The following is a 26768-nucleotide window of genomic DNA, read 5'->3' on the forward strand; positions in this document are numbered from 1 at the left end:
TTATTCTGTTAGCAGGGTGACGTAATACGAATTGTGCGCATCGTCACAGACTTAAAGGTAATCAATAAGATGAAAACGCCTCTGATCACCCGGGAAGGGTACGAAAAACTCAAAAGCGAGCTCAATTACCTCTGGCGTGAAGAACGCCCGGAAGTCACTAAGAAGGTGACCTGGGCGGCAAGTCTGGGTGACCGCAGCGAGAATGCTGACTACCAGTATAATAAAAAGCGGCTACGTGAGATCGACAGGCGCGTCCGCTATCTGACCAAATGCATGGAGAATTTGAAGATTGTCGATTACTCCCCGCAGCAGGAAGGCAAAGTGTTTTTCGGCGCATGGGTCGAGATCGAAAATGACGATGGCGACATCCGCCGCTTTCGGATTGTCGGCTACGATGAAATTTTCGGTCGCAAAGATTATATCTCCATCGATTCACCTATGGCGCGCGCGCTACTGAAAAAAGAGGTCGGCGATCTCGCGGTGGTCAACACGCCTGGTGGGGAAGCGAGCTGGTATGTGAATGCGATCGAATACGTAAAATGAGCAGGAACAATCCGAAGCCCCGCTCTATGACTGGCGTTTTTGCCCGTCAATCCGTATAACTGTTCCCTGATTTTTTACTCAGTAGATGAAGCCAATCCATGATGAATGATTCTTTCTGCCGCATTATTGCGGGTGAAATTCAGGCCCGGGCCGACCAGGTCACCGCAGCCGTTCGCCTGCTTGACGAAGGGAACACCGTGCCGTTTATCGCACGTTACCGTAAGGAAATCACCGGCGGCCTGGACGATACGCAACTGCGTAATCTGGAGACCCGACTGGGCTATTTGCGTGAACTGGAAGAACGCCGTCAGGCTATTCTCAAGTCCATTTCCGAGCAAGGCAAACTGACCGATGAGCTGGCCAACGCCATCAACGGCACGTTAAGTAAGACCGAACTCGAAGACCTTTATCTCCCGTATAAACCCAAACGCCGTACCCGTGGGCAGATAGCGATTGAAGCCGGTCTGGAACCGCTGGCCGACCTGCTGTGGAACGACCCCTCACACGATCCGGAAACCGAAGCGGCGAAGTATATCGATGCCGGAAAAGGTGTCGCTGACAGCAAAGCCGCGCTCGATGGCGCGCGCTATATCCTGATGGAGCGCTTTGCCGAAGACGCCGCGTTGCTGGCGAAGGTACGTGACTATCTGTGGAAAAATGCCCATCTGGTTGCCAGCGTGATCGGCGGCAAGGAAGAAGAAGGCGCGAAATTCCGCGACTACTTCGATCATCACGAGCCGATCGCATCCGTGCCTTCTCACCGCGCGCTGGCGATGTTCCGGGGTCGTAATGAAGGCGTGTTGCAGCTTTCGCTGAATGCCGATCCGCAGTTTGATGAGCCGCCGAAAGAGAGCCACTGCGAACAGATCATTATGGATCACCTCGGCCTGCGTCTGAACAACGCGCCGGCAGACAGCTGGCGTAAAGGCGTGGTGAGCTGGACGTGGCGCATCAAGGTGTTAATGCACCTCGAAACTGAGCTGATGGGAACCGTCCGCGAACGCGCGGAAGACGAAGCGATCAACGTATTCGCCCGTAATCTGCACGACCTGCTGATGGCGGCACCGGCGGGTCTGCGCGCCACCATGGGCCTCGATCCGGGTCTGCGAACCGGCGTGAAAGTCGCGGTGGTGGATGGCACCGGTAAGCTGGTCGCCACCGATACCATCTATCCCCATACCGGTCAGGCGGCGAAAGCGGCCGTGGTGGTAGCGGCGCTATGCGAAAAATACAACGTGGAACTGGTGGCGATTGGTAACGGCACCGCCTCGCGCGAAACCGAACGCTTCTTCCTCGACGTACAGAAACAGTTCCCGAAAGTGACGGCGCAGAAAGTGATCGTCAGCGAAGCCGGGGCGTCAGTCTATTCCGCGTCTGAACTGGCAGCCCAGGAGTTCCCGGATCTCGACGTCTCGCTGCGCGGCGCGGTTTCCATTGCGCGTCGCCTGCAGGATCCACTCGCCGAGCTGGTGAAAATCGATCCGAAATCGATCGGGGTTGGTCAGTATCAGCATGATGTCAGCCAGACGCAGCTAGCCCGTAAGCTGGATGCGGTGGTGGAAGACTGTGTAAACGCCGTCGGCGTCGACCTGAACACGGCATCGGTTCCGCTGTTAACCCGCGTGGCCGGTCTGACCCGCATGATGGCACAGAATATTGTGGCCTGGCGCGATGAGAACGGTCAGTTCCAGAATCGTCAGCAACTGCTGAAAGTCAGCCGTCTGGGGCCGAAAGCCTTCGAACAGTGTGCGGGCTTCTTGCGCATTAACCACGGTGATAATCCGCTGGATGCTTCCACGGTTCACCCGGAAGCGTATCCGGTCGTGGAGCGTATTCTGGCGGCAACTCAACAGGCCCTGAAAGACCTGATGGGCAACAGCAGCGAACTGCGCAATCTGAAAGCCGTCGATTTTACTGACGACAAGTTTGGCGTCCCGACCGTCAGCGACATCATCAAAGAGCTGGAGAAACCGGGGCGCGATCCGCGTCCGGAGTTCAAAACTGCGCAGTTTGCCGATGGAGTGGAAACCATGAACGATCTGCAGCCGGGGATGATTCTCGAAGGCGCAGTCACCAACGTCACCAACTTTGGCGCGTTTGTGGATATCGGCGTTCACCAGGATGGTCTGGTCCACATCTCATCGCTGTCGAACAAGTTCGTCGACGATCCGCACACCGTGGTGAAAGCAGGCGATATTGTGAAGGTGAAAGTGCTGGAAGTTGACCTGCAGCGCAAGCGTATTGCCCTGACGATGCGCCTGGACGAACAGCCGGGTGAAACCAATGCCCGTCGTGGCGGCGGCGGAAACGACCGTCCGGCAGCGAAAGCAGCAAAACCGCGTGGTCGTGAAGCGCAACCCGCAGGCAACAGCGCGATGATGGATGCGCTGGCGGCAGCAATGGGTAAGAAACGTTAAGTCTGAATTGTGCGCCGGATGGCGGTGGCAACACCGTATCCGGCATATTTACACGGTTCCCTCTCACCACCTCACTCTATTTTTCACCTCATTAACAGATGAAACCTTAATTAAACATTAACAACGTTAATTTATTAAGAATTCAAATCATTTCACCTGGCGGTTATTATTTTTGAGCCATATCAAAAATGGCGCAGATTATTATTCAAACCAACATTCCGTCACATTTAATCGGTTGAAGATAAAAACCATTCTCATTATCATTGTATTGTAGAATATTTAGTCTTTCCTTCGTTGACTAATCATCTGGTCTCATGCCGCACCACTTTGCCCCATGAGGTAAACATCCAGTTAGCAAGAAACAAGTAGGTTCTTATGCAATTTACTCCAGATACTGCGTGGAAAATTACCGGCTTTGCCCGTGAAATAAGTCCTGCATACCGTCAGAAACTGCTTTCCCTCGGCATGCTTCCGGGTTCCTCATTTAACGTGGTCCGCGTCGCCCCCTTAGGCGATCCTGTTCATATTGAAACGCGTCGCGTCAGCCTGGTATTGCGTAAAAAAGACCTGGCATTATTAGAAGTGGAAGCGGTTTCCTGTTAATACAGTGAGTCTATAACGATGAAAAAATTAACCATTGGTTTAATTGGTAATCCAAATTCCGGTAAGACGACTCTGTTTAACCAACTGACCGGCGCCCGACAACGCGTAGGCAACTGGGCCGGGGTCACCGTGGAACGTAAAGAGGGACAATTCTCAACCACGGATCATCAGGTCACGCTGGTCGATCTGCCCGGCACGTATTCGCTCACCACCATCTCTTCGCAAACCTCTCTGGATGAACAGATTGCCTGCCACTACATTCTGAGCGGCGATGCTGACCTGTTAATTAACGTGGTGGATGCCTCAAACCTTGAGCGTAACCTTTATCTGACGCTGCAACTGCTTGAATTGGGCATTCCCTGCATTGTCGCACTCAACATGCTCGACATCGCGGAAAAACAACAAATCCGGATTGATATCGACGCCCTTTCAGCCCGTCTTGGCTGCCCGGTCGTCCCGCTGGTTTCCACTCGCGGACGCGGTATCGAAGCGCTGAAGCTAGCGATTGACCGCCACAGTGAAAATGAAAACGTCGAACTGGTGCATTACGCCCGGCCGCTGTTGCGTGAGGCCGATAAACTGGCGAACGCAATGGCAAAAGAGATGCCAGCACAACAGCGTCGCTGGCTCGGTCTGCAAATGCTGGAAGGGGATATCTACAGCCGGGCATACGCCGGTGACGCTGCGGCGCAGCTGGAGATTTCTCTGGCGCATCTGAGCGATGAGATGGACGACCCGGCGCTGCACATCGCCGATGCGCGTTACCAATGCATTGCGGCGATCTGCGACGTGGTGAGCAACACCCTGACGGCAGAGCCCAGCCGCTTTACGACGGCAGTGGACAAAATCATCCTCAACCGTTTTCTGGGTCTGCCGATCTTCCTGTTTGTGATGTACCTGATGTTCCTGCTCGCCATTAACATTGGCGGCGCGTTAGCCCCGATTTTTGATGCCGGCTCTGTGGCGATCTTTATTCACGGCATTCAGTGGATCGGCTATACCCTTCACTTCCCGGACTGGCTGACCATCTTCCTCGCACAAGGGCTTGGCGGCGGGATTAATACCGTTCTGCCGCTGGTCCCGCAGATCGGCATGATGTACCTGTTCCTCTCGTTCCTCGAAGACTCCGGCTACATGGCGCGGGCGGCGTTTGTGATGGACCGTCTGATGCAGGCGTTGGGGCTGCCGGGTAAATCGTTCGTCCCGCTGATTGTCGGCTTTGGCTGCAACGTACCGTCGGTGATGGGTGCCCGCACCCTGGATGCGCCACGCGAGCGTCTGATGACAATCATGATGGCACCGTTTATGTCCTGTGGTGCGCGACTGGCGATTTTCGCCGTGTTTGCTGCGGCTTTCTTCGGGCAAAATGGCGCGCTGGCGGTATTCTCGCTATACGTGCTGGGCATTGTGATGGCGGTACTCACCGGTCTGATGCTCAAACACACCATCATGCGTGGCGAAGCCTCTCCGTTTGTCATGGAGCTTCCGGTTTATCACGTCCCGCATATCAAGAGTCTGATTATCCAGACCTGGCAGCGCCTGAAAGGATTTGTGCTGCGCGCGGGTAAAGTGATCGTCATCGTCAGCATCTTCCTGAGCGCGTTTAACAGCTTCTCGCTGAGCGGCAAGATTGTCGATAACATCAACGATTCAGCGCTGGCCTCCGTTAGCCGCGTCATCACGCCCATCTTCAAGCCTATTGGCGTTCACGAAGACAACTGGCAGGCAACGGTCGGGCTGTTCACGGGCGCGATGGCAAAAGAAGTGGTGGTCGGTACGCTCAATACGCTCTATACCGCAGAAAATATTCAGGATGAGGCGTTTAATCCGGCTGAATTTAATCTGGGTAATGAACTGCTGAGCGCGCTGGATGAAACCTGGCAGAGTCTGAAAGATACCTTTAGCCTGAGCGTGCTGGCGAACCCTATCGAAGCCAGCAAAGGCGACGGCGAAATGGCGACCGGCGCAATGGGCGTAATGGATGCGAAATTTGGCAGCGCGGCAGCGGCCTATAGCTACCTGATTTTCGTCCTGCTGTACGTTCCGTGCATCTCGGTAATGGGGGCAATTGCCCGTGAATCCAGCCGTGGCTGGATGGGTTTCTCCATTCTGTGGGGCCTGAACATCGCCTACTCGCTGTCGACCGTGTTCTATCAGGTTGCCAGCTACAGCGAGCACCCGCGCTACAGTCTGGTCTGCATCCTGGCCGTGGTCCTGTTTAACGTTGTGGTCCTGGGTCTTCTGCGTCGGGCGCGGAGCCGGGTGAATGTCAATCTGTTGGCTACGCGGAAAAATGCCAGCGACTGCTGCGCCAGCGCGACCACCGGCGATTGCCACTAGGGTGTCGCAATGGCTTCGCTAATTCAGGTTCGCGATTTACTGGCCTTACGGGGACGCATGGAGGCAGAGCAAATCAGCCATACATTGCATACGCCGCAGCCGATGATCGACGCCATGCTCAAGCAACTGGAGACGATGGGTAAAGCGATGCGGATTCAGGAAGAGCCTGGCGGCTGTCTCTCCGGAAGCTGCAAAAGTTGCCCGGAAGGCAAAGCCTGCCTGCGCGAATGGTGGGCGCTGCGTTAAGTTTATGCCGGATGGCGCGGTGAACGTCGCCATCCGGCATTTTGCGTGCCGGATTCCACAACACTAAATCACGTTCAGCAAGACAACGATTTCCTCCTGCCTTGTTCGCATCGTTAACAACTGGGAGATGCTTTCTCCTCTCCTGCCAGATAGAGTCACGCCATCTTTTATTCCGGTGAGGGATCGCCATGAATACGGCCTCCAGCGCGACACCGCACGATGCGATATTCAAAACATTTTTGAGCCACCCGGCGACCGCGCAGGATTTTCTTCAACTCCACCTTCCTGCCTCCTTGCGTGCGCTTTGCGACCTGCAGACGCTGAAACTGGAACCGACGAGTTTTATTGAGGAAGAGTTGCGCGCGTACTATTGCGATGTGCTGTGGTCACTAAAAACCCGCGAAGGAGAGGGGTATATCTACGTCGTCATTGAACATCAGAGCACCGCCGATCCGCATATGGCATTCCGTCTCATGCGCTACGCCATTGCGGCAATGCAACGACATCTGGATGCCGGCCACCAGACGCTCCCCCTGGTGATACCTATGCTGTTTTATCACGGTACGGTCAGCCCCTACCCCTTTTCACTCTGCTGGCTGGACGAATTTGATGACCCGGAAGCCGCACGACGACTGTATGGCGCAGCGTTACCACTGGTGGATATTACCGTCGTTCCTGATGACGAGATTATGCAACATCGTCGTGTGGCACTACTGGAACTGGTGCAAAAGCATATCCGTAAGCGGGATTTAATGGGATTAGTGGAAAAACTGGCGACGCTGCTTATTACGGGGCACGCTAATGACAACCAACTGAAAGCCCTGTTTAATTATCTGCTGCAGGCGGGTGACACCGATCGCTTTCGCGATTTTATACATGGCATGGCCGAACGATTACCCGAACACAAGGAGAGCTTGATGACTATTGCCGAGAGATTACGTCAGGAAGGGCATTGTAATGGTCTTCAGGAGGGTCATATCAATGGATTACAAGAAGGCCTGGAAAAGGGCTTGCAGCAGGGTAAACGCGAGGAAGCACTGCGCATCGCTACCACCATGCTGACTGATGGCATCGACCGCCAGACCATTCTCAGAATCACCGGGCTTACCGCCGATGACTTGATCACGCAGAACCATTAATCGCACGCCCGGCAAGGGGTTCACTTTCCGGGCGTTTTTCATTGTGTTATAACTTTTGTTTCAGCGCCACCAGCGCCTGACAAAACGCATCAGGATGCGAAATAAACGGGGCATGCGCCGCCTTTGCAAAAATCAGCGACTCGCTCTCTGGCCACAGCGCATCAAGCAGTGGTACGACCTTGCGGGGAACAAGTCCGTCCAGATAGCCGTATAATCGCAGGAACGGTACTGTCAGCGATGTCATCGACTCGCGCAGATCAACTGTCTTGAGGATCTCCAGCCCCCCGTTCAGTACAGTCACCGGCGGCATTGGCAGCGCCAGTACGGTTTTCTTCAGCGCGCGGGCATCCTGACGCGCCGTTTCCGTCCCCATCGTTTGTAATGCCAGAAAACGCTCTACTGTCCGCTGAAAGTCTTCGCTGAGCTGTTGCTGGAATCCTGCCAGGACATCGGGTTTGATCCCCGGCCACGCGTCACGTGCGCTGAAACAGGGTGAGGACGCTACGGTCACCAGTGCCTGAACGCGCTCGGGATGGGTTAATGCCACCTGGCTTGCCACCAATCCACCAAGACTCCAGCCAAGCCAGATAGCTTTCTCTGGTGCCTGATCCAACACATGCTCTGCCATCTCTCCAAGCGTCATGGCCCCAAACCCCTGGCTGCGGCCAAAACCTGGTAAATCGACCAGATGAAGCGTGAAATGCGAGCTCAGTTCCTCGCTAATGCAATGCCATACTTCGGCGTTAAGTCCCCATCCGTGCAGCAGCACAAGATGACAATTTCCCTCACCACGGGTCTGCCACCAGATGTCATTCATCAGTTACTGTTCTCTTTTCGCCAACAAGGATGAACCTATGCTAACAGTACCGGGATTATGCTGGCTATGCCGAATGCCGCTGGCGCTCAGTCGTTGGGGGATCTGTTCCGTCTGTGAACGCGCAGTGCGTCGGCATGAACCGCTCTGCCCACGATGTGGACTCCCCTCCGTGCATCCCACGCTTCCCTGTGGACGCTGTCTGCAAAAACCACCGCCCTGGCAGCGACTGATTACCGTCAGCGACTACACCCCGCCGCTCAGTACACTTATCCATCAGCTTAAGTTCTCCCGACGCAACGACATCGCCCCCGCGTTGTCACGCGTTCTATTGCTGGAGGTGTTACAGGCGCGCCGTATGACCAGGCTGCCCCTGCCGGACAGGCTGATCAGCGTCCCACTCTGGCAACGCCGCCACTGGCGCAGAGGATTTAATCAAAGCGATCTGTTGTGTCAGTCGTTGTCTCGTTGGTTAGGCTGTCCCTGGGACAGTCGGAGCGTCACGCGCATTCGCCCCACCGCCACTCAGCACCATCTCAGCGCCAGATTGCGCAAGCGTAACCTGAAAAATGCCTTTCGCCTTGAATTGCCGGTGAAGGGACTCCATATGGTCGTTGTGGATGATGTCATCACGACCGGGAGTACCGTCGCGGAGATCGCGCAGCTGCTTTTACGCAACGGCGCGGCGACAGTCCAGGTATGGTGCCTGTGTCGAACCTTGTAGAGCCTCGATGATGGGCGTATTATAACCAACTAAAATAGTCAACTATTAGGCCATTACTATGATCCGTATTTCCGATGCTGCACAAGCGCACTTTGCCAAACTGCTGGCAAATCAGGAAGAAGGGACACAAATCCGTGTATTTGTGATTAATCCCGGTACGCCTAACGCTGAATGTGGTGTTTCTTATTGTCCGCCGGACGCCGTGGAAGCAACCGACACCGCCCTGAAATTTGACCTGCTGACCGCTTATGTTGATGAACTGAGTGCGCCCTATCTGGAAGACGCTGAGATCGATTTTGTGACCGATCAGTTGGGTTCTCAACTGACGCTGAAAGCGCCGAACGCGAAAATGCGTAAAGTGGCTGACGATGCGCCGCTGATGGAACGCGTGGAATATATGCTGCAATCGCAGATTAACCCGCAGCTTGCCGGTCACGGCGGTCGTGTTTCTCTGATGGAGATAACCGACGAAGGCTATGCGATTCTGCAGTTTGGCGGCGGCTGTAATGGCTGTTCCATGGTCGACGTGACCCTGAAAGAAGGGATCGAGAAGCAGTTGCTGAACGAGTTCCCGGAGCTGAAAGGCGTTCGCGACCTGACCGAACACCAGCGCGGCGAACACTCTTACTACTAAGTTCTCTGCGCGTGTATTGCCCGATAAGCGCAAGCGCCATCGGGCAATATGCAATCTCGCGCCGCCCTCTCAACATATTCTGCAACATCCTCTCCGATAATTTGACCTGCCTCGCATAATTTAAATTTTGCCTGTCGAGGTGATTCTCAATCACCCTATGTTACCCGTATCATTCATATGGGCACCAAACACACACTTAACATCCGACTAAACTAGACAGTTTTAAGGGTAATCCGTCGAGGTGCTGTTACGTCGCTGTTCCCGGTTGGGACAAACGTAGTTTGTCGTCAAAACATTGACGTTACCCATAACAAATTGAAAGGCCAGGTAAATCATGCCATTAGTCATCGTTGCTATCGGTGTAATCTTGTTATTACTCCTGATGATCCGCTTCAAAATGAACGGTTTCATCGCTCTCGTCCTGGTGGCGCTTGCTGTTGGATTGATGCAAGGAATGCCGCTGGATAAAGTCATTGGCTCCATCAAAGCTGGCGTTGGCGGCACCCTGGGGAGTCTTGCCCTGATTATGGGTTTTGGCGCCATGCTGGGCAAAATGCTGGCAGACTGCGGGGGTGCGCAACGTATCGCCACCACGCTGATTGCAAAATTTGGTAAGAAACACATTCAGTGGGCCGTAGTATTGACAGGCTTCACCGTCGGTTTTGCACTGTTCTATGAAGTGGGCTTCGTGTTGATGCTACCGCTGGTCTTTACCATTGCGGCCGCCGCCAACATTCCGCTGCTGTATGTCGGTGTACCGATGGCCGCAGCGCTCTCCGTGACGCACGGTTTTCTGCCGCCGCACCCGGGTCCAACCGCTATCGCCACCATTTTCCATGCGGATATGGGTAAAACCCTGCTGTTCGGTACGATTCTGGCGATCCCGACCGTAATTCTGGCGGGTCCGGTCTTTGCCCGCTGCCTGAAAGGCATTGATAAACCTATTCCGGAAGGTCTGTACAGCGCGAAAACCTTCACTGAAGAAGAGATGCCGAGCTTTGGCGTCAGCGTCTGGACTTCACTGGTTCCCGTTGTGCTGATGGCGATGCGCGCCATTGCAGAGATGATCCTGCCGAAAGGCCACGCCTTCCTGCCCGTTGCCGAGTTCTTCGGTGACCCTGTGATGGCAACCCTGATTGCGGTGTTGATCGCTATGTTCACCTTCGGTCTGAACCGCGGTCGTTCGATGGATCAGATTAACGATACGCTGATCTCTTCCATCAAAATTATCGCGATGATGCTGTTGATCATCGGCGGTGGCGGCGCGTTCAAGCAGGTACTGGTCGACAGCGGCGTGGATAAATACATTGCGTCCATGATGAACGAAACCAACATCTCCCCGCTGCTGATGGCGTGGTCTATCGCTGCCGTTCTGCGTATCGCGCTGGGTTCGGCTACCGTTGCCGCCATTACCGCGGGTGGGATTGTCGCACCGCTGATCGCCACTACCGGCGTCAGCCCTGAGCTGATGGTTATCGCCGTTGGTTCCGGTAGCGTCATCTTCTCTCACGTGAACGATCCAGGCTTCTGGCTGTTCAAAGAGTACTTTAACCTGACGATCGGCGAGACCATCAAGTCCTGGTCGATGCTGGAAACCATTATCTCTGTCTGCGGCCTGATTGGGTGTCTGCTACTGGGAACGGTGGTTTAACCGAAACGCCTTGTAGGCCGGATAAGGCAAAGCCGCCATCCGGCAATATTCACCAGAATGGCCTGATGACGCTGCACTTATCAGGCCTACATGTTGTCACCATAAAAAAGCCGGGGAAATCCCCGGCTTTTTCATTTCTTCTTCGCAGCCGCTTTTCGCCGCTTATCCAGATCCTTAATCAGCTTGTTCACCCGTTCATCGGCAAACATCGCTTCAAGCGTGGCGGAAAGCTTACGACGCCAGTTTTTGTACTGCGAACTGGTCCCCGGAATGTTGACCGGCTCCGCCATATCCAGCCAGTCTTCCGGCTGCAACCCTAATAACGCGCTGTTACTGTCGGCAATATAACGCTGCATACCCCGATTGAGCGTCGGCGTCATCGCCATCAGCGAGGCCTTATGTCCGACCCGTTTTGGCAGACAGCCGTACTTATGCAGCGCATCTAATAGCCCCTGCTTCGCCCGCTCACGGTCCTGATACAGTCCGCGCAGCACCACGTCATCAGGGTAGAGTCCCAGCGCTTTGCCGAGCGTCAGGTCGCCGCTGTCCCAATAACCTTTGAGCGTAGGAAGATCATGCGTCGTCGCGACAGCCATTGATTGTTCCGGATACGCTTTCGGCGCACGGTAGTTCTTCTCATGGTCGTTCTCGAAATAGAGCACTTTGTAAGAGTACACGCCGCAGGTTCGCAGCTTGCCAACAATCTCCACCGGAACGGTACCCAGATCTTCACCAATCACCATGCAGTGATGACGCTGACTTTCCAGCGCCAGAATCGACAGCAGGTCGTCAACCGGATAGTGAACATAGGCGCCGTGGTCGGCGGTTTCACCGTAGGGGATCCACCACAGGCGCAGCATCGACATGACGTGGTCGATACGCAGCGCGCCGCAGTTTTGCATATTCGCCCGCAGGAGTTCGATAAACGGCTCATAGGCGCGCGCCGTGATGATATGCGGATCCATCGGCGGCAGCCCCCAGTTCTGACCAAGCGGGCCGAGGATATCCGGCGGCGCGCCAACGGAGGCTTTCAGGCAATACAGCTCACGATCGCACCAGGTTTCCGAGCCACCTTCCGCCACGCCCACCGCCAGATCGCGATACAGGCCAATCGGCATCTTAAAGCCCTGACTGGTCTCCCAGCAGGCGGCAAACTGAGTGTAAGCCAACCACTGCAGCCAGAGCCAGAAATCCACCTCATCACGATGCGCGTGACAGAATTTTTTCACCTCCGGCGAATCAATCGACTGATAAGCCTTCGGCCAGACCGGCCAGCCCCAGCGCAGTTCGTCCTCTTTCACCTGATGAGCATGCAGCGCATCAAACGCCGCCTGCCAGTACAGGCTATCGCCTTCCTGAGCCACGAACGCCCGGAACGCCGCCATCTGCTCATCGTCGCGCGCGGCAAATCCTTTCCACGCCATGCGCAGCGCCGTCATTTTCAGCGCGGTGACGGTGGAATAATCAACCCATTCAGCGTCCCGCGCCTGTTGCAACGCTTGCTGCGTGGCGGGTTTCTGCCACCAGGCCTGCGCCTCTTTGCTCAGGCGAAAATCGTCTACGGCGTTCACGTCGATGTAAATGACGTTCAGCCAGCGGCGCGAGGACGGGCTGTACGGACTGGCGCTCTCCGGGTTTGCCGGATAGAGCGCATGGATCGGGTTGAGGCCGATAAACGCCCCCCCACGCTTTGCCACATCTACCAGCATCGACTTCAGATCGCCGAAGTCACCAATCCCCCAGTTGCGCTCCGAACGCAGCGTATACAGCTGAACACAGGCCCCCCAGAGTTTCTGACCGTTCAGCAGCGCCTGCGGCTCGTAGCAGCGTTTTGGCGCCACAATGACGCGGCAATGGTGTCGCTGCTCATCCTGCGTCAGGGTCAGCGTGTGATAGCCCAGCGGCAGCTTTGTCGGCAGAGTAAAGGATTTACCGCCAGTGGCATGCCCCTTAAACTGCTCCCCCTCTTCGGTGGTCAACAGCCAGTTGAATTCACCGTGTCCTTCCACCGCCAGCGGCATCTTTTTGCCTGCGATGTAGACCATCACATTCGGCACCGGCGTCACCGCCACTTTTGTGGCGGCGGTACGGTGCATAGCATCCAACAAACGTCGCTTGGTTTCGGCACCAATTGACTGCGGTTTGCCGTGGGCATTGATATAATTGGGACTGATCCCGGCCGCCAGCGCGGCATTATCCAGACGTTTGTTATCCATCGCGCTTCCTTAGCGTTTCGCCTGCCAGATTCGGGTCTGATAATCGCGAATGGAGCGATCCGAGCTGAACATACCGCAGCGCGCGGAGTTCAGGATCGCCGCACGCGTCCAGGCCTCCTGGTCACGATACAACACATCCACCTGTTTCTGCGCCTCAACATAGGCCGCAAAGTCCGCCATCACCAGATACGGATCGCCACCCTGTTTGCCCATACTGTGCAGCATCTGGTCAAAGGCGTGCTTATCACCGCCGCTGAATTTCCCGCTTTCCAGTTCTTTCAGCACGGCATCGAGCACTTTATCCTTCTTGCGCCATTTCAGCGGATCGTAACCTTTGGCTTTCAGCGCCTTCACCTGTTCCACGGTATGACCAAAGATAAAGATATTCTCGTCACCCACTTTCTCGGCGATTTCCACGTTCGCGCCGTCCAGCGTACCGACCGTTAGCGCGCCGTTGAGCGCCAGCTTCATGTTTCCGGTACCGGAAGCCTCTTTCCCCGCCGTGGAGATCTGCTCGGAGATATCCGCCGCCGGAATCAGCATTTCTGCCGCCGACACGCAGTAATCCGGCAGGAACACCACTTTCAGCTTGTCGCCGACTTTCGGGTCGTTGTTGATGGTTTCTGCCACCTTGTTAATGGCAAAAATGATGTTTTTCGCCAGGTAGTAACCCGGAGCCGCCTTCGCGCCAAACAGGAAGACGCGCGGCACGCGGTCTGCCTGCGGGTTTTCGCGGATCTCTTTATACAGCGCCAGGATATGCAGCAGGTTCAGGTGCTGACGCTTGTACTCGTGCAGACGTTTAATCTGAATGTCGAAAATCGCCTGCGGGTTAATCTCAATCCCGGTGCGGACCTTCACAAACTCAGCCAGACGCACCTTATTCGCCTGCTTGATATCACGCCAGGTCTTGCGGAACCTGGCATCGTCGGCGTATTTCTCCAGGTTGATCAACTGGTCGAGATCGTTCGCCCACTCTTTCTTCAGCGTTTTATCAAACAATGCGGCCAGTTCCGGGTTGCACTGCTTGATCCAGCGACGCGGCGTGATGCCGTTGGTCACGTTATGGAACTTGTTCGGCCACAGCTTGTGATATTCCGGGAACAGATCCTTCACCACCAGATCGGAGTGCAGCGCAGCAACGCCATTGACCGCAAAGCCGCTGACCACGCACATGTTCGCCATGCGCACCTGTTTGTCGTGGACCACCGCCAGCTTCGCCCAAACCTGTTTGTCGCCAGGCCAGGTTTTATCGACCCGCTTCTTAAAGCGATCGTTAATCTCTTTGATGATCTGCATGTGGCGCGGCAGCAGCGCTTTCACCAGTTTCTCATCCCAGCACTCCAGCGCTTCTGGCATCAGGGTGTGGTTGGTATAGGCGAAGGTTTTGCTGGTGATTGCCCAGGCGTCATCCCAGCTCATCTGGTGTTCGTCAAGCAGCACACGCAGCAGTTCCGGAATTGCAATCGTCGGGTGAGTATCGTTCAGTTGAATGACTTCGTAATCCGCCAGTTCATGCAGCTTGCGGCCGGCCAGATGATGGCGACGCAGAATATCGGCCACCGAACAGGCGCACTGGAAGTATTGCTGCATCAGACGCAGCTTCTTACCCGCCGTGTGGTTGTCGTTCGGGTAAAGCACTTTAGTCAGTTTATCGGCATCGATCCCCTGCTGTTCCGCACGCAGGAAATCGCCGTCATTAAATTTAGTCAGGTTAAACGGATGCGCATGAGTGGCCTGCCACAGACGCAGCGGTTGCGCCACGCCGTTACGGTAGCCCAATACCGGCAGATCCCACGCCTGCCCGGTAATCACAAAGCCGGGTTCCCAGCGACCGTCTTTTGTCACCTTGCCGCCAATGCCGACCTGCACATCAAGCTGCTCGTTATGACGGAACCACGGATAGCTGCCGCGATGCCAGTCATCCGGCGCTTCCATTTGCTGACCATCGGCAAACGACTGACGGAACAGGCCGTACTGATAGTTCAGACCGTAACCGGTGGCAGATTGACCCACCGTCGCCATCGAGTCCAGGAAGCAGGCGGCGAGACGACCCAATCCCCCGTTGCCCAACGCCGGGTCAGTCTCCTCTTCCAGCAGATCGGTCAGGTTGATGTCGTGCGCTTTCAGCGCGTCGCTCACCGCCTGATACCAACCCAAATTAAGCAGGTTATTCCCCGTCAGACGACCAATCAGGAACTCCATAGAGATGTAGTTCACATGGCGCTGGTTTTTCGCCGGTTTCGCCACAGGTTGCGCACTGAGGAGTTCCGCCAGTGCACCACTGACGGCGTGCCACCATTGACGGGTCGTCATCTCGTGAGCTGACAGTAAACCGAAATGCTGCCACTGACGCGTCAGGGCTGCCTGAAATTGCTCTTGATTGAAGGTAGGCTGTGACATAGGAATTCCGGGTCCTTTGGTAAAAAACAACGTTATCGCTAGTTTGCCAGGCTCAATGTTGACCTTCCTCATCCCACTCTTGATTAGGCAGGGAGGAGTAGTGGGGATGAGCGAAAAAGTGTGATCGCCGCCACTTAAAGGTAGCGTACGGAATGAGGATTGGTGACGATTTCGCCGCACTAAAGATAAGGTTAACGCCGGGCAACGGCAAATTTCAGAAAGCACTCATCAGGTATATGTTAATGGAGAAATAGTTTCTAACCTGAAATATCAAAAGGCTGTCGGAATAATCGTACTGATATTAAATTCCTGTCGCGTTATAGGGCCACTTTCGCTAAAAAAGGCAAAGAGCGTAGGGATAAAATGACCCTATTTAACACCGTAGAATCTCCCCTCCAACCCAGACTGTTTGCGCCTTGCGCGCGATTGAAAGCGGTTTCTGTCAGAGTTATAAAGATTTGTGACAGAGTGCAAATTCAGAAACACAAAAAGACCTCTTAACTTGCAATAAGGTGTTTTCTGGCCGACCTTATATCTATTAATTACGAAGCGCAAAAAAAATCGCAGTCCCCCATTTTCCACAGTGAAGTGCTAACTATGTTGATTCCGTCTAAACTCAGTCGTCCGGTTCGACTCGACCATACGGTGGTTCGTGAGCGCCTGTTGGCTAAACTTTCCGGCGCGAACAATTTCAGGCTGGCTCTGGTAACAAGTCCTGCAGGTTATGGGAAGACCACGCTCATTTCACAATGGGCTGCCGGGAAAAGTGAGCTCGGCTGGTACTCGCTGGATGAGGGAGACAACCAGCAGGAGCGTTTTGCCAGCTATCTGATTGCCGCGGTACAGCAGGCCACCAACGGTCATTGCACCACCAGCGAAGTGATGGTGCAAAAACGTCAGTATGTCAGTCTGACCTCGCTTTTCGCGCAGCTCTTTATTGAGCTGGCGGAGTGGCATCGCCCGCTGTATCTGGTCATCGACGATTACCACCTGATCACTAACCCGGTGATTCATGAATCCATGCGCTTCTTCCTGCGCCACCAGCCTGAAAATCTCACGCTGGTGGTGCTGTCGCGTAACTTGCCGCAGTTGGGGATTGCCAACCTGCGCGTGCGCGATCAGCTTCTGGAGATAGGCAGTCAGCAACTGGCCTTTAATCACCAGGAAGCAAAACAGTTTTTTGACCGCCGTTTATCCTCCCCCATCGAAGCCGCCGAAAGCAGTCGGATGTGTGACGATGTGGCGGGCTGGGCGACAGCATTACAGCTCATCGCCCTCTCTGCGCGGCAGAACAACCACTCTGCGCACCAGTCGGCACGCCGTCTGGCAGGCATTAACGCCAGCCATCTCTCGGATTATCTGGTCGATGAAGTGCTGGACAGCGTCGATGTCAGCACCCGTCTCTTCCTGTTGAAAAGCGCGGTGTTACGCTCAATGAACGACGCGCTGATCGTTCGTGTGACCGGTGAAGAGAACGGTCAGATGCGACTGGAAGAGATTGAGCGCCAGGGGCTTTTCCTGCAACGGATGGATGACACCGGCGAATGGTTCAGCTACCACCCGCTGTTTGGCAGCTTCCTGCGTCAGCGCTGCCAGTGGGAACTGGCGACAGAGTTACCTGATATCCATCGCGCCGCCGCGGAGAGCTGGATGGCGCAGGGCTTCCCCAGTGAAGCCATCCACCACGCGCTGGCGGCGGGCGATGCGCATATGCTGCGTGATATCTTGCTTAACCACGCGTGGGGATTGTTTAACCACAGCGAACTGGCACTGCTGGAAGAGTCGTTAAAAGCGCTGCCGTGGGAAAGCCTGCTGGAAAATCCGCGTCTGGTGTTGCTTCAGGCCTGGCTGATGCAGAGCCAGCACCGCTACAGCGAAGTGAACACCCTGCTGGCCCGTGCTGAACAAGAGATTCAGGGGGTGATGGACAGCACGCTGCACGCCGAATTTAACGCGCTCCGCGCTCAGGTGGCGATCAACGACGGTAATCCTGATGAGGCCGAGCATCTGGCAAAACAAGCGCTGGATGAGCTGCCCATCGCCTTGTACTACAGCCGTATTGTGGCGACCTCGGTACACGGTGAAGTGCTGCACTGTAAGGGCGATCTCTCTCGTTCTTTAACGCTGATGCAGCAGACCGAACAGATGGCGCGTCATCATGATGTCTGGCACTACGCGCTCTGGAGTTTGATCCAGCAAAGTGAAATTCTCTTTGCCCAGGGATTTTTGCAGGCCGCCTGGGAAACTCAGGAGAAAGCGTTCCAGTTGATTAAAGATCAGCATCTGGAACAGTTGCCCATGCACGAGTTCCTGGTGCGCATTCGTGCCCAACTGCTGTGGGCGTGGGCGCGACTGGACGAATCGGAAGCCTCTGCGCGCAGCGGCATCGAAGTGCTCTCCGCCTTTCAGCCGCAGCAGCAGCTACAGTGCCTGGCGCTGCTGGTGCAGTGCTCGCTGGCCCGTGGCGATCTGGACAATGCCCGCAGCCATCTTAACCGTCTTGAGAATCTGCTTGGCAACGGTCACTACCATAGCGACTGGATCTCAAACGCCGACAAGGTTCGGGTGATCTACTGGCAAATGACCGGCGATAAAAAGTCGGCCGCCAACTGGCTGCGCCAGACACCGAAACCGGAGTTTGCCAACAACCACTTCCTGCAAGGCCAGTGGCGCAACATCGCCAGAGCGCAAATTTTGCTGGGCGAATTTGAACCCGCAGAGATAGTCCTGGAAGAGCTGAATGAAAACGCGCGCAGCCTGCGTCTGATGAGCGACCTGAACCGTAACCTGCTGCTGCTTAACCAGTTGTACTGGCAGGCCGGACGCAAAAATGACGCTCAGCGCGTACTGCTTGATGCCCTGCAATTAGCCAATCGCACCGGATTCATCAGCCATTTCGTGATTGAAGGTGAGTCGATGGCGCAACAGTTACGCCAGCTTATTCAACTGAATACATTGCCGGAACTGGACCAGCACCGCGCACAGCGCATTCTGCGTGAAATCAACCAGCATCACCGCCACAAGTACGCCCACTTTGACGAAGGCTTTGTGGAGCGCCTGCTGAATCATCCGGAAGTGCCGGAGCTTATCCGCACCAGTCCGCTGACGCAGCGAGAATGGCAGGTTCTGGGACTGATTTATTCTGGCTACAGCAACGAACAAATCGCTGGCGAACTGGCGGTGGCGGCAACCACTATCAAGACGCATATCCGTAATCTGTATCAGAAACTCGGCGTGGCGCACCGTCAGGATGCGGTACAACACGCACAGCGACTGCTGAAAATGATGGGTTATGGGGTATAGCGCCACCGGTTTTTCACTGGCGTTAACCTCACATATGTTCTGACGCGAACTGGTGCGCCTGGCAGGTAATGAATTCCGCAAACGCCGTGACGCCAGGTGCAGGATGCCGTCCCTTCGGGGTCACCAGATAAATTGCCCGTTCCAGCGCCAGATCTTCAAACGGCAAAATCACGATATCTTTATGGTTGAACTGGAACAGGGTTAAGCCGGTCGTAATACTGATCCCGTAATTGGCAGCAATCAGGCCCATCATCGTAGTGAGCTGTCGAACTTCCAGTTGATAATCAAAACTCATGGCCAGATTTTCACAGAGCTTATCGGTGTACTGCCGAATACTGGTCCCAACGCTGAAAGCAATAAAGGGATAATCGCAGACCTGACTGAGCGATACCGAAGATTGTTGTGCCAGAGGATGTTCGCGATGGCAGAGCAGATAAAATTTATCCGAGAACAATAGCGTCGAATCGAACGTGGTCAACGAGGGTTGCCCGGCGGTTAATGCCATGTCCGCCTGACCATCCAGCAATGCCTTCAGACAACGATCCCACTGGGTGTCGATCAGTTTCACATTACTTTGTGGCACCTTCTTACTGTATTTCACCAGGATTTCAGGTAGCCACTCCACCGCCAGCGAAGGCAACACCGCGAGGGTGATATCGTTGCTGTTTCCCGCCACCCGGTCTTTGATTTCACCCACGGCATCGTCGTGGCTCTGAACAATATTGCGCGCCAGATCGAGAAAATGAATGCCATCCGCATTCAACAATACTCGCCGCGTATCTCTGTCGAATAGCCGGTAGCCAATTTCCTCTTCCAGTGATGCAATCAGGGTACTAAACGCGGGCTGAGAAAGGTTAAACCGCCGGGCCGCCTGAGTAAAACTATCAGCCTCACTTAATATTAAAAAAGCCCTGAGTTGCTTAATCGAAAGATTCATTTCACACTCCTGCCATCGGAATCATTAATTATTTTATCGGTTTTTAAAATGAATAAAAGGCAGTTAATTTCTTTTTATGACCCACCCCACATTAACCACATTTTAATTTCGATAAACGAGTTCACCCCCACTAAAGTCGTTTAAGCATAACAAACTCAACGCCCTAAATAACCCTCTGTTTATAAGGTTATTTTTATATCCAAACAAAATTGCTATAGCGTTATTTTTATTTCAAATAATAGCATTAAGCCTTGCGTCAAATGACTCCATCGGATTTACAAATTAGTACCACCTGGCACACTGTGATAAAAATTAATGCACTGATAAAACATATAACCCTCTGCACATAGTTAACATTGTATTTACTTTCATACATTCCGAAGCAGATAAATTTATAAAAATATTAAGGAGAAACACATGCTGGCGCTAATAGGTGTGCTTACCATAGCCACCTTATTATTTTTTATCATGTCTAAAAGGATGTCACCTCTGGTTGCCCTGATCGTCATTCCGGTGATTGGCGCGCTGGCTGCAGGCTGCGGAACGGATACGGCAAAATATGTGGTCGAAGGCATCACAAAACTGGCCCCGATGGCGGCGATGTTTGTCTTTGCGATCGCTTTTTTTGGCGTCGTGACGGATGCCGGGATGTTTGACCCTATCGTGCGCGGCATTTTGCGCTTTGTAGGGACCAACCCGGTTAAAATCATCATCGGAACGGGTCTTCTGGCGCTTATCGCCCACCTTGACGGCAATGGCGCGGTAACCTTTTTAATTACGGTCCCCACCATGCTGCCGCTGTTCAATCGCCTCGGCATGGACAAACGGATCCTGCTTGGCATTGTTGCGCTCAGCGCCGGGGTCAACTTTTTACCCTGGACCGGCCCGATGATTCGCGCCTCTGCCGCGTTGAACGTTACCACCCATGACCTCTTTATCCCGCTCATTCCGGCGCAGCTCGCGGGCCTGGGTTTTATGGTCATGATGGGCTGGTATTGGGGTAAGCGCGAAGAGAAACGTCTTGGCGCAGCCCACTTTGCCGCTGCCGCAGGCGATTTCTCGCATCATAAGGAACTGACCGAGCAGGAAAAAGTCCTGCGTCGCCCGCATCTTTTCTGGGTCAACATCGCGCTGGTTATCGCCGTGATCGGCACGATGGTCTTCACCCGTATCTCCCCCACCGTCGCCTTCATGATCGCCCTGACGCTGGCGCTGATGATCAACTATCCGAATGTTGAAATGCAGAAAGAACGGATCAACGCCCACGCCAAAGCCGCGCTGATGATGGCCAGCATCCTGTTCGCAGCAGGGGCATTTACCGGGATCATGGGCGGCGCGGGCATGCTTAAAGCGATGTCTCACGCGGCGGTGGAGTTTATGCCTGCGGCGCTGGCGTCCCATATTCCGTTCATCGTCGGCCTTATCTCGATGCCGCTGTCGCTGATTTTCGATCCCGACTCTTACTACTTCGGCATTATGCCTGTCGTCGCGCATACCGTGGACATCATGGGTATCCCCGCCATTCAGGTCGCTCAGGCATCGGTGCTGGGTCAGATGACCACCGGCTTCCCGGTCAGCCCACTGACCCCCGCGACCTTCCTGTTGGTCAGCCTTGCCGGTGTCGACCTCGCGGATCACCAAAAATTCTCCATCCCGGTCCTGTGGGCAGCCAGCGTCATTATGACCTTTGCCGCCGCCCTCACCGGCGTCTTCCCGATTTAACAGCACATTTCTTGTGACGAATTAAGGAAATAGAATGAAAACAATTCGAATTGGTTCCGGAGCAGGCTACGCAGGCGATCGCATTGAACCTGCGGTTGAACTGGCCGAAAAAGGGGAACTGGATTATCTGGTGTTTGAATGTCTGGCAGAGCGCACCATCGCCATTGGACAAAAACAGAAGCAACAGGATCCGAACAAAGGCTATAACGAACTGCTCGACGCGCGGATGCGCGCGGTGTTACCGACCTGTCACGCTAAAAGCGTGCGGATCATCTCTAACATGGGTTCCGCCAACCCGGTCGCCGCCGGAAAAGCAGTGCTGAAGATAGCCCAGGAGCTGGGTCTGCATGGCCTTAAAGTCGCGGTAGTCACTGGCGATGAGGTGTTGTCACTTATTCAGTCGATGGACCTGACGCTGGATGAAGCCGGCGTCCCCGTCTCTCGCTTTGAAAAAACCTTACTTTCTGCAAACGCGTATTTAGGTGCCGCGGGGTTACTGGAAGCGCTTGATTCCGATGCGGATGTAGTGATTGCCGGACGCGTCGCGGACCCTTCTCTTTTCCTTGCGCCGATGATGCATGAGTTCAACTGGGCCGCTGATGACTGGCAGCATCTGGGCCTGGGGACCTGTATCGGTCATCTTCTGGAATGCGCCGGACAAATCACCGGCGGATATTATGCCGATCCGGGAGTGAAGGATGTCCCTCGTCTGGCACATCTCGGTTTCCCGCTGGCTGAAGTCAGTGAAGATGGCAACGCCACCATTACCAAAGTGGCCGGTTCCGGCGGACGGGTCACCGAAGACACCTGCAAAGAGCAACTGCTGTACGAAATCCACCGGCCGGATCGTTATCTCACCCCTGACGTGGTCGCTGACTTTAGCCATGTGCGTTTCAGCCAGTGCGGTCCGGATGCCGTGCGGGTTACCGGCGCGACGGGCGCGCCACGCACCGAAACGCTGAAGGTTTCCGTCGGTTATCAGGATGGCTTTATCGGTGAAGGTGAAATTTCCTACGCCGGTCCGGGCGCGGTAAATCGCGGCCGTCTCGCTCTCGATATCGTGCGTGAGCGCTTTGCCATTTGCCACGTCAATGCCGAAGAAACGCGTTATGACCTCATTGGCGTCAATGCGCTGCATGGTGAAACGCGCGGTCAGTACAGCGATCCTTATGAAGTGCGCGCCCGCGTTGCTGCCCGCTGCGCCACCCGCGCGCAGGCGGTTACCGTCGGTAACGAAGTGGAAACGCTCTATACCAACGGTCCTGCGGGCGGCGGCGGCGTCATGAAATCCGTAAAAGAAATCCTGGCGATGGATTCCACGCTTATTCCGCGTCAATGCGTTCAACACCACGTTACCGTACTGGAGAATAAATAATGAAATTACGTGAAATCGCTCATTCCCGTACCGGAGATAAAGGAAATATTTCCAATATTTCATTAATTGCCTGGCGCCCGGAAGATTATGCCACGCTGGCAGAACAGGTCACCGCCGAAAAAGTCAAAGCCTGGTTTGGCGATATCGTACAGGGCGAAGTGATTCGTTATGAATTACCGGAACTCGGCGCGCTAAATTTCGTGATGCATAAAGCGCTGGGAGGTGGTGTCACTCGCTCACTGGCGCTCGATATGCACGGCAAAGGGCTAAGCTCTGCGTTACTGGATATGCCCATTTAATTTTTCGGACACCAACATCCTCACGCTTCGGCGGGATTTCATTATCCCGCCAGAGGATCCCTGTCCTCAAAACAGCAAGTACACCATTATGCAAAACAAAAGAATAACGGCGGATAAATTCCGCGAATTATTACATGACGGCATGAGCATTATGTTTGGCGGCTTCATGGGCGTCGGGACGCCGGAATATCTGGTGGCAGAAATTATGCGTTCCGGGGTGAAAGAATTAACGCTTATCGGCAATGACACCGCATTTGTCGATAAAGGTATTGGTCCTCTGATTTCTAACGGCCAGGTCAAAAAAGTGATCGCCTCTCATATTGGCACCAACCCGGAAACCGGTAAAAAAATGATTTCCGGCGAACTCGATGTTCAGTTAGTGCCGCAAGGAACGCTCGCCGAACAGATCCGCGCGGGCGGCGCCGGACTGGGGGGATTCCTCACGCAAACCGGACTGGGCACGGTGGTGGAAGAAAATAAACAAACGCTGCTGGTCAATGGTGAGAAATGGCTGCTGGAGCAACCTCTGCGCGCCGATCTCGCCATTCTTCTTGCCAGTCATGCCGATGAGGCCGGCAATCTCACCTATGACCTGACCGCCCGCAACTTCAACCCGGTGATGGCCCTAGCCGCCGATGTGGTCGTGGCCGAAACCCGCGACATCGGCGCGTTGGGAAGTATTCCTCCTGTGCACGTCATCACCCCCGGTGCGCTGGTGGATCATCTGTTCATGGAGGCCCAGTAATGAACGCAAAAGAACTTATTGCCCGCCGCGTGGCGCAAGAGTTACACGACGGCGACGTCGTTAATCTGGGCATTGGCCTGCCGACGCAGGTCGCGAACTACCTGGCCGAGGATATTCAGGTCACGTTGCAGTCGGAAAATGGTTTTCTTGGCCTCGGCCCTCTGGACGAAGTGAATGCCTGTCTCGTCAATGCAGGCGGTCAGCCGTGCGGCATGATCCCAGGCGCGGCAATGTTCGACAGTTGCTTCTCTTTCGCTCTTATTCGCGGGGGACATGTTGATGTCTGCGTGCTCGGCGGTTTGCAGGTCGATGAACGCGGAAATCTCGCCAACTGGATGGTGCCCGGAAAAATGGTGCCAGGCATGGGTGGGGCAATGGACCTCGTGGCTGGTGCAAAAAAAGTCATCATTGCGATGGAGCACTGCGCTAAAAATGGCGAGCCAAAGCTGCTACACCGCTGCAGTTACCCCTTAACGGCGGTTGGCAAAGTCAGCAAAGTCATCACCGAACTCGCCGTATTCAGCTTTGTGAACGGCGAAATGATCCTCGACGAAATCAGCGACACCCTCACGCTTGATGAACTTCGTGCGCGTACGGAAGCACACTTCCGTGTTTGTGCACACCTGAAAACACTGCAGCCCGTGGAGGCTCTGGCATGAACGACTCCATTGTTATTGTGAGTGCGAAACGCACCCCTATTGGTAAATTTGCCGGCAGCCTGGCAGACGTCCCGGCGGTGATGCTGGGCGCGACCAGCGTGCGGGCGAACCTGCTGGACCTTCCGTCAGATATCAACATTGACGAGGTGATCCTCGGCAACGTGTTACAGGCCGGATTAGGGCAAAACCCGGCCCACCAGGTGACGCATCATGCGGGCTTAGCGGAGAGCGTGCCGTCATTCACGGTCAATAAAGTCTGCGGCTCTGGCCTGAAAACCGTCGTGCTGGGCGCGCAGTCCATTTTGAGTGGCGATAATCAGACCTGTATTGTCGGCGGGATGGAAAACATGAGCGCCGCCCCTTACCTACTGGCCCGCGCGCGCCAGGGGTATCGTATGGGCAACGGTGAACTGACAGACGTGATGATCCACGACGGGCTCTGGTGCGCCTTCAATGATTACCACATGGGGATCACGGCGGAAAATATTGCCAAACGCTATCGCTTAAGCCGCGAAGAGCAGGACCAGGTAGCGCTGGCATCGCAGCAAAAAGCGATAGCCGCGATCAACGCCGGCTATTTCAGGCAGGAGATCGTGCCGGTAACCCTGAAGCGTAAAAAAGAGGTCTGTCTGTTTGATACCGATGAGTTTCCACGCCCGGAAACCGATGCCGGTTCGCTGGCGAAACTGCGTCCGGCCTTTGAAAGTACGGGAACCGTCACCGCAGGCAATGCCTCCGGCATCAATGACGCGGCGGCGACGCTGGTCCTGATGTCCGAGCGCGCTGCGCGTGCGCGTGGGATTACACCGTTAGCGCGCCTGAAGAGTTGGGCTTCGGCCGGGGTTGACGCCAGTATGATGGGACTCGGCCCAATACCAGCGACAAAACGGGCGCTGGAAAAAGCCAAAATGACGGTCAGCGATCTGGATTTAATCGAAGCCAACGAAGCCTTTGCCGCACAGTATCTGGCGGTTGCCCGCGAACTCGACTTCCCGGAAGAGAAAGTGAACGTCAACGGCGGCGCGATCGCGCTGGGACATCCTATTGGCGCAAGCGGCGCACGGATTCTGGTGACGCTAGTTCACGCGTTGCAGCAGCGCAATAAATCCACCGGGCTGGCAACGCTGTGCATCGGCGGGGGTCAGGGGATCGCCGTGATTGTTGAGCGTCTGTAAGCGCGTCATCCGCACGTCCCCGGCACGCCGGGGACGGTTTCAGCCAGCACGTCTAGCACAGTTCAAGTTGAATATGGTTCTCGGTAATCACCTGGAGCACACCCGCCGGCGGCAGAATGTCGGTATACACTGCATCCACCAGGTTGATGCTGCCCATGTTCACCATCGCATTACGGCCAAACTTCGAATGATCCACCACCAGCATGACGTGGCGGGAATTCTCGATAATCGCACGCTTGGTGCGCACCTCATGATAGTCGAACTCCAGCAGCGAGCCGTCGCTGTCGATGCCGCTTATCCCCAGAATGCCAAAATCCAGGCGGAACTGGGAAATAAAGTCGAGCGTCGCTTCGCCAATAATGCCGCCGTCACGGCTGCGAAGCTCGCCGCCCGCGAGAATAATGCGAAAGTCCTCTTTTACCATCAGCGTGTTCGCGACGTTGAGGTTGTTGGTCACGATACGCAAATTACTGTGGTTGAGCAGCGCGTGCGCCACGGCCTCTGGCGTTGTCCCGATATCAATAAACAGCGTTGAACCGTTGGGGATCTGCGTGGCGACTTTGCGCGCAATGCGTTCTTTTTCCGCCGTCTGCGTAGCTTTACGATCGTGCCACGGCGTGTTGACTGAACTGGACGGCAGCGCCGCGCCGCCGTGGTGGCGCAGAATCATGTTTTGATCGGCCAGGTCGTTGAGATCCCGGCGAATGGTTTGTGGGCTGACGGAGAAATGCTCCACCAACTCTTCCGTACTGACGTATCCCTGTTTTTTTACCAGCTCAATGATTGCATCATGTCGTTGTGTTTGTTTCATTGTTATTCCCTG

Annotated in this window: 21 protein-coding genes; 16 read left to right on the forward strand and 5 right to left on the reverse strand. The window is 54.9% G+C overall.

All coding sequences use genetic code 11. The features are described from left to right. Nucleotides 1–69: 69 nt before the first annotated feature. From greB to GBC03_02680, 6 genes are all read left to right on the forward strand, one after another. A complete protein-coding gene (gene greB / locus GBC03_02655; protein ID QFS69186.1) occupies nt 70–543 on the forward strand; it encodes a transcription elongation factor GreB in 474 nt (157 codons plus the stop codon). Between the two features lie 98 nt (nt 544–641). After that, a complete protein-coding gene (locus tag GBC03_02660) occupies nt 642–2960 on the forward strand; it encodes a S1 RNA-binding domain-containing protein (protein ID QFS69187.1) in 2319 nt (772 codons plus the stop codon). Between the two features lie 375 nt (nt 2961–3335). Next, complete coding sequence (gene feoA, locus GBC03_02665) at nt 3336–3563, forward strand: ferrous iron transporter A (protein QFS69188.1); 228 nt, start codon at nt 3336–3338, stop codon at nt 3561–3563. An 18-nt stretch (nt 3564–3581) separates the two neighbouring features. Further along, complete coding sequence (feoB, locus tag GBC03_02670) at nt 3582–5903, forward strand: Fe(2+) transporter permease subunit FeoB (GenBank protein QFS69189.1); 2322 nt, start codon at nt 3582–3584, stop codon at nt 5901–5903. A gap of 9 nt (nt 5904–5912) precedes the next feature. After that, entirely contained in the window at nt 5913–6149 is a 237-nt protein-coding gene (gene feoC / locus GBC03_02675; protein QFS69190.1) for a [Fe-S]-dependent transcriptional repressor FeoC, read from the forward strand. A gap of 188 nt (nt 6150–6337) precedes the next feature. After that, a complete protein-coding gene (locus GBC03_02680; protein ID QFS69191.1) occupies nt 6338–7288 on the forward strand; it encodes an Rpn family recombination-promoting nuclease/putative transposase in 951 nt (316 codons plus the stop codon). Between the two features lie 46 nt (nt 7289–7334). Here the strand turns inward: GBC03_02680 and bioH are convergent, their stop codons facing one another. Beyond that, the gene (gene bioH, locus GBC03_02685; protein QFS69192.1) at nt 7335–8105 is read right to left on the reverse strand and encodes a pimeloyl-ACP methyl ester esterase BioH; all 771 of its coding nucleotides are present in this window, start codon (nt 8103–8105) and stop codon (nt 7335–7337) included. Nucleotides 8106–8142: 37 nt separating this feature from the next. On the opposite strand from bioH, the gene gntX reads away from it, so the two are divergent. The 3 genes from gntX (at nt 8143) to gntT (ending at nt 11111) form a co-directional block, all read left to right on the forward strand. Further along, on the forward strand, nt 8143–8826 hold the full coding sequence (gntX, locus tag GBC03_02690; GenBank protein QFS69193.1) for a DNA utilization protein GntX: 684 nt from the start codon (nt 8143–8145) through the stop codon (nt 8824–8826). 58 nt (nt 8827–8884) lie between these two features. Then, nucleotides 8885–9460: a Fe-S biogenesis protein NfuA gene (nfuA, locus tag GBC03_02695; protein ID QFS69194.1), complete on the forward strand. Its 576-nt coding sequence runs from the start codon at nt 8885–8887 to the stop codon at nt 9458–9460. 334 nt (nt 9461–9794) lie between these two features. Next, entirely contained in the window at nt 9795–11111 is a 1317-nt protein-coding gene (gene gntT, locus GBC03_02700; GenBank protein ID QFS69195.1) for a gluconate transporter, read from the forward strand. Between the two features lie 131 nt (nt 11112–11242). Here gntT and malQ read toward each other — a convergent pair whose 3' ends face one another. Together malQ and malP are read right to left on the reverse strand one after the other, a co-directional pair. Beyond that, nucleotides 11243–13327 carry a 4-alpha-glucanotransferase gene (malQ, locus tag GBC03_02705; protein QFS69196.1) on the reverse strand — a complete coding sequence of 695 codons (2085 nt, stop codon included), beginning with the start codon at nt 13325–13327 and terminating at the stop codon, nt 11243–11245. A 9-nt stretch (nt 13328–13336) separates the two neighbouring features. Next, entirely contained in the window at nt 13337–15730 is a 2394-nt protein-coding gene (malP, locus tag GBC03_02710; protein QFS69197.1) for a maltodextrin phosphorylase, read from the reverse strand. 597 nt (nt 15731–16327) lie between these two features. Here malP and malT point away from each other — a divergent pair. Then, nucleotides 16328–19033 carry an HTH-type transcriptional regulator MalT gene (malT, locus tag GBC03_02715; GenBank protein QFS69198.1) on the forward strand — a complete coding sequence of 902 codons (2706 nt, stop codon included), beginning with the start codon at nt 16328–16330 and terminating at the stop codon, nt 19031–19033. Nucleotides 19034–19061: 28 nt separating this feature from the next. Here malT and GBC03_02720 read toward each other — a convergent pair whose 3' ends face one another. After that, on the reverse strand, nt 19062–19970 hold the full coding sequence (locus GBC03_02720) for a LysR family transcriptional regulator (GenBank protein ID QFS69199.1): 909 nt from the start codon (nt 19968–19970) through the stop codon (nt 19062–19064). A 417-nt stretch (nt 19971–20387) separates the two neighbouring features. Between GBC03_02720 and GBC03_02725 the strand changes: the two genes are divergently transcribed. From GBC03_02725 to GBC03_02750, 6 genes are all read left to right on the forward strand, one after another. After that, nucleotides 20388–21692, forward strand: a complete 1305-nt coding sequence (locus tag GBC03_02725) for a citrate transporter (protein ID QFS69200.1) — start codon at nt 20388–20390, stop codon at nt 21690–21692. A gap of 34 nt (nt 21693–21726) precedes the next feature. Continuing rightward, nucleotides 21727–23067, forward strand: coding sequence for an acyclic terpene utilization AtuA family protein (locus GBC03_02730; GenBank protein QFS69201.1), 1341 nt, complete (start codon nt 21727–21729; stop codon nt 23065–23067). Further along, complete coding sequence (locus GBC03_02735; protein QFS69202.1) at nt 23067–23366, forward strand: hypothetical protein; 300 nt, start codon at nt 23067–23069, stop codon at nt 23364–23366. Before GBC03_02730 ends, GBC03_02735 begins: the two co-directional genes overlap by 1 nt. Before the next feature lie 88 nt (nt 23367–23454). Continuing rightward, nucleotides 23455–24111 carry an acetate CoA-transferase subunit alpha gene (gene atoD / locus GBC03_02740; GenBank protein ID QFS69203.1) on the forward strand — a complete coding sequence of 219 codons (657 nt, stop codon included), beginning with the start codon at nt 23455–23457 and terminating at the stop codon, nt 24109–24111. Then, nucleotides 24111–24770, forward strand: a complete 660-nt coding sequence (locus GBC03_02745) for a 3-oxoacid CoA-transferase subunit B (GenBank protein ID QFS69204.1) — start codon at nt 24111–24113, stop codon at nt 24768–24770. The genes atoD and GBC03_02745 overlap by 1 nt, the downstream gene beginning before the upstream one ends. After that, entirely contained in the window at nt 24767–25945 is a 1179-nt protein-coding gene (locus GBC03_02750; protein ID QFS69205.1) for an acetyl-CoA C-acyltransferase, read from the forward strand. Before GBC03_02745 ends, GBC03_02750 begins: the two co-directional genes overlap by 4 nt. A gap of 52 nt (nt 25946–25997) precedes the next feature. Here the strand turns inward: GBC03_02750 and GBC03_02755 are convergent, their stop codons facing one another. Then, entirely contained in the window at nt 25998–26756 is a 759-nt protein-coding gene (locus GBC03_02755; GenBank protein QFS69206.1) for a DeoR/GlpR family transcriptional regulator, read from the reverse strand. Nucleotides 26757–26768 lie beyond the last annotated feature (12 nt).

This window comes from Citrobacter telavivensis (assembly GCA_009363175.1).
Classification (GTDB): domain Bacteria; phylum Pseudomonadota; class Gammaproteobacteria; order Enterobacterales; family Enterobacteriaceae; genus Citrobacter_A; species Citrobacter_A telavivensis.

Excerpts from the sequence above, each read along its gene's own strand:
- greB (QFS69186.1), top strand. The coding sequence starts at position 70 with ATGAAAACGCCTCTGATCACCCGGGAAGGGTACGAAAAACTCAAAAGC.
- GBC03_02660 (QFS69187.1), top strand. The coding sequence starts at position 642 with ATGATGAATGATTCTTTCTGCCGCATTATTGCGGGTGAAATTCAGGCC.
- feoA (QFS69188.1), top strand. The coding sequence starts at position 3,336 with ATGCAATTTACTCCAGATACTGCGTGGAAAATTACCGGCTTTGCCCGT.
- feoB (QFS69189.1), top strand. The coding sequence starts at position 3,582 with ATGAAAAAATTAACCATTGGTTTAATTGGTAATCCAAATTCCGGTAAG.
- feoC (QFS69190.1), top strand. The coding sequence starts at position 5,913 with ATGGCTTCGCTAATTCAGGTTCGCGATTTACTGGCCTTACGGGGACGC.
- GBC03_02680 (QFS69191.1), top strand. The coding sequence starts at position 6,338 with ATGAATACGGCCTCCAGCGCGACACCGCACGATGCGATATTCAAAACA.
- bioH (QFS69192.1), bottom strand. The coding sequence starts at position 8,105 with ATGAATGACATCTGGTGGCAGACCCGTGGTGAGGGAAATTGTCATCTT.
- gntX (QFS69193.1), top strand. The coding sequence starts at position 8,143 with ATGCTAACAGTACCGGGATTATGCTGGCTATGCCGAATGCCGCTGGCG.
- nfuA (QFS69194.1), top strand. The coding sequence starts at position 8,885 with ATGATCCGTATTTCCGATGCTGCACAAGCGCACTTTGCCAAACTGCTG.
- gntT (QFS69195.1), top strand. The coding sequence starts at position 9,795 with ATGCCATTAGTCATCGTTGCTATCGGTGTAATCTTGTTATTACTCCTG.
- malQ (QFS69196.1), bottom strand. The coding sequence starts at position 13,327 with ATGGATAACAAACGTCTGGATAATGCCGCGCTGGCGGCCGGGATCAGT.
- malP (QFS69197.1), bottom strand. The coding sequence starts at position 15,730 with ATGTCACAGCCTACCTTCAATCAAGAGCAATTTCAGGCAGCCCTGACG.
- malT (QFS69198.1), top strand. The coding sequence starts at position 16,328 with ATGTTGATTCCGTCTAAACTCAGTCGTCCGGTTCGACTCGACCATACG.
- GBC03_02720 (QFS69199.1), bottom strand. The coding sequence starts at position 19,970 with ATGAATCTTTCGATTAAGCAACTCAGGGCTTTTTTAATATTAAGTGAG.
- GBC03_02725 (QFS69200.1), top strand. The coding sequence starts at position 20,388 with ATGCTGGCGCTAATAGGTGTGCTTACCATAGCCACCTTATTATTTTTT.
- GBC03_02730 (QFS69201.1), top strand. The coding sequence starts at position 21,727 with ATGAAAACAATTCGAATTGGTTCCGGAGCAGGCTACGCAGGCGATCGC.
- GBC03_02735 (QFS69202.1), top strand. The coding sequence starts at position 23,067 with ATGAAATTACGTGAAATCGCTCATTCCCGTACCGGAGATAAAGGAAAT.
- atoD (QFS69203.1), top strand. The coding sequence starts at position 23,455 with ATGCAAAACAAAAGAATAACGGCGGATAAATTCCGCGAATTATTACAT.
- GBC03_02745 (QFS69204.1), top strand. The coding sequence starts at position 24,111 with ATGAACGCAAAAGAACTTATTGCCCGCCGCGTGGCGCAAGAGTTACAC.
- GBC03_02750 (QFS69205.1), top strand. The coding sequence starts at position 24,767 with ATGAACGACTCCATTGTTATTGTGAGTGCGAAACGCACCCCTATTGGT.
- GBC03_02755 (QFS69206.1), bottom strand. The coding sequence starts at position 26,756 with ATGAAACAAACACAACGACATGATGCAATCATTGAGCTGGTAAAAAAA.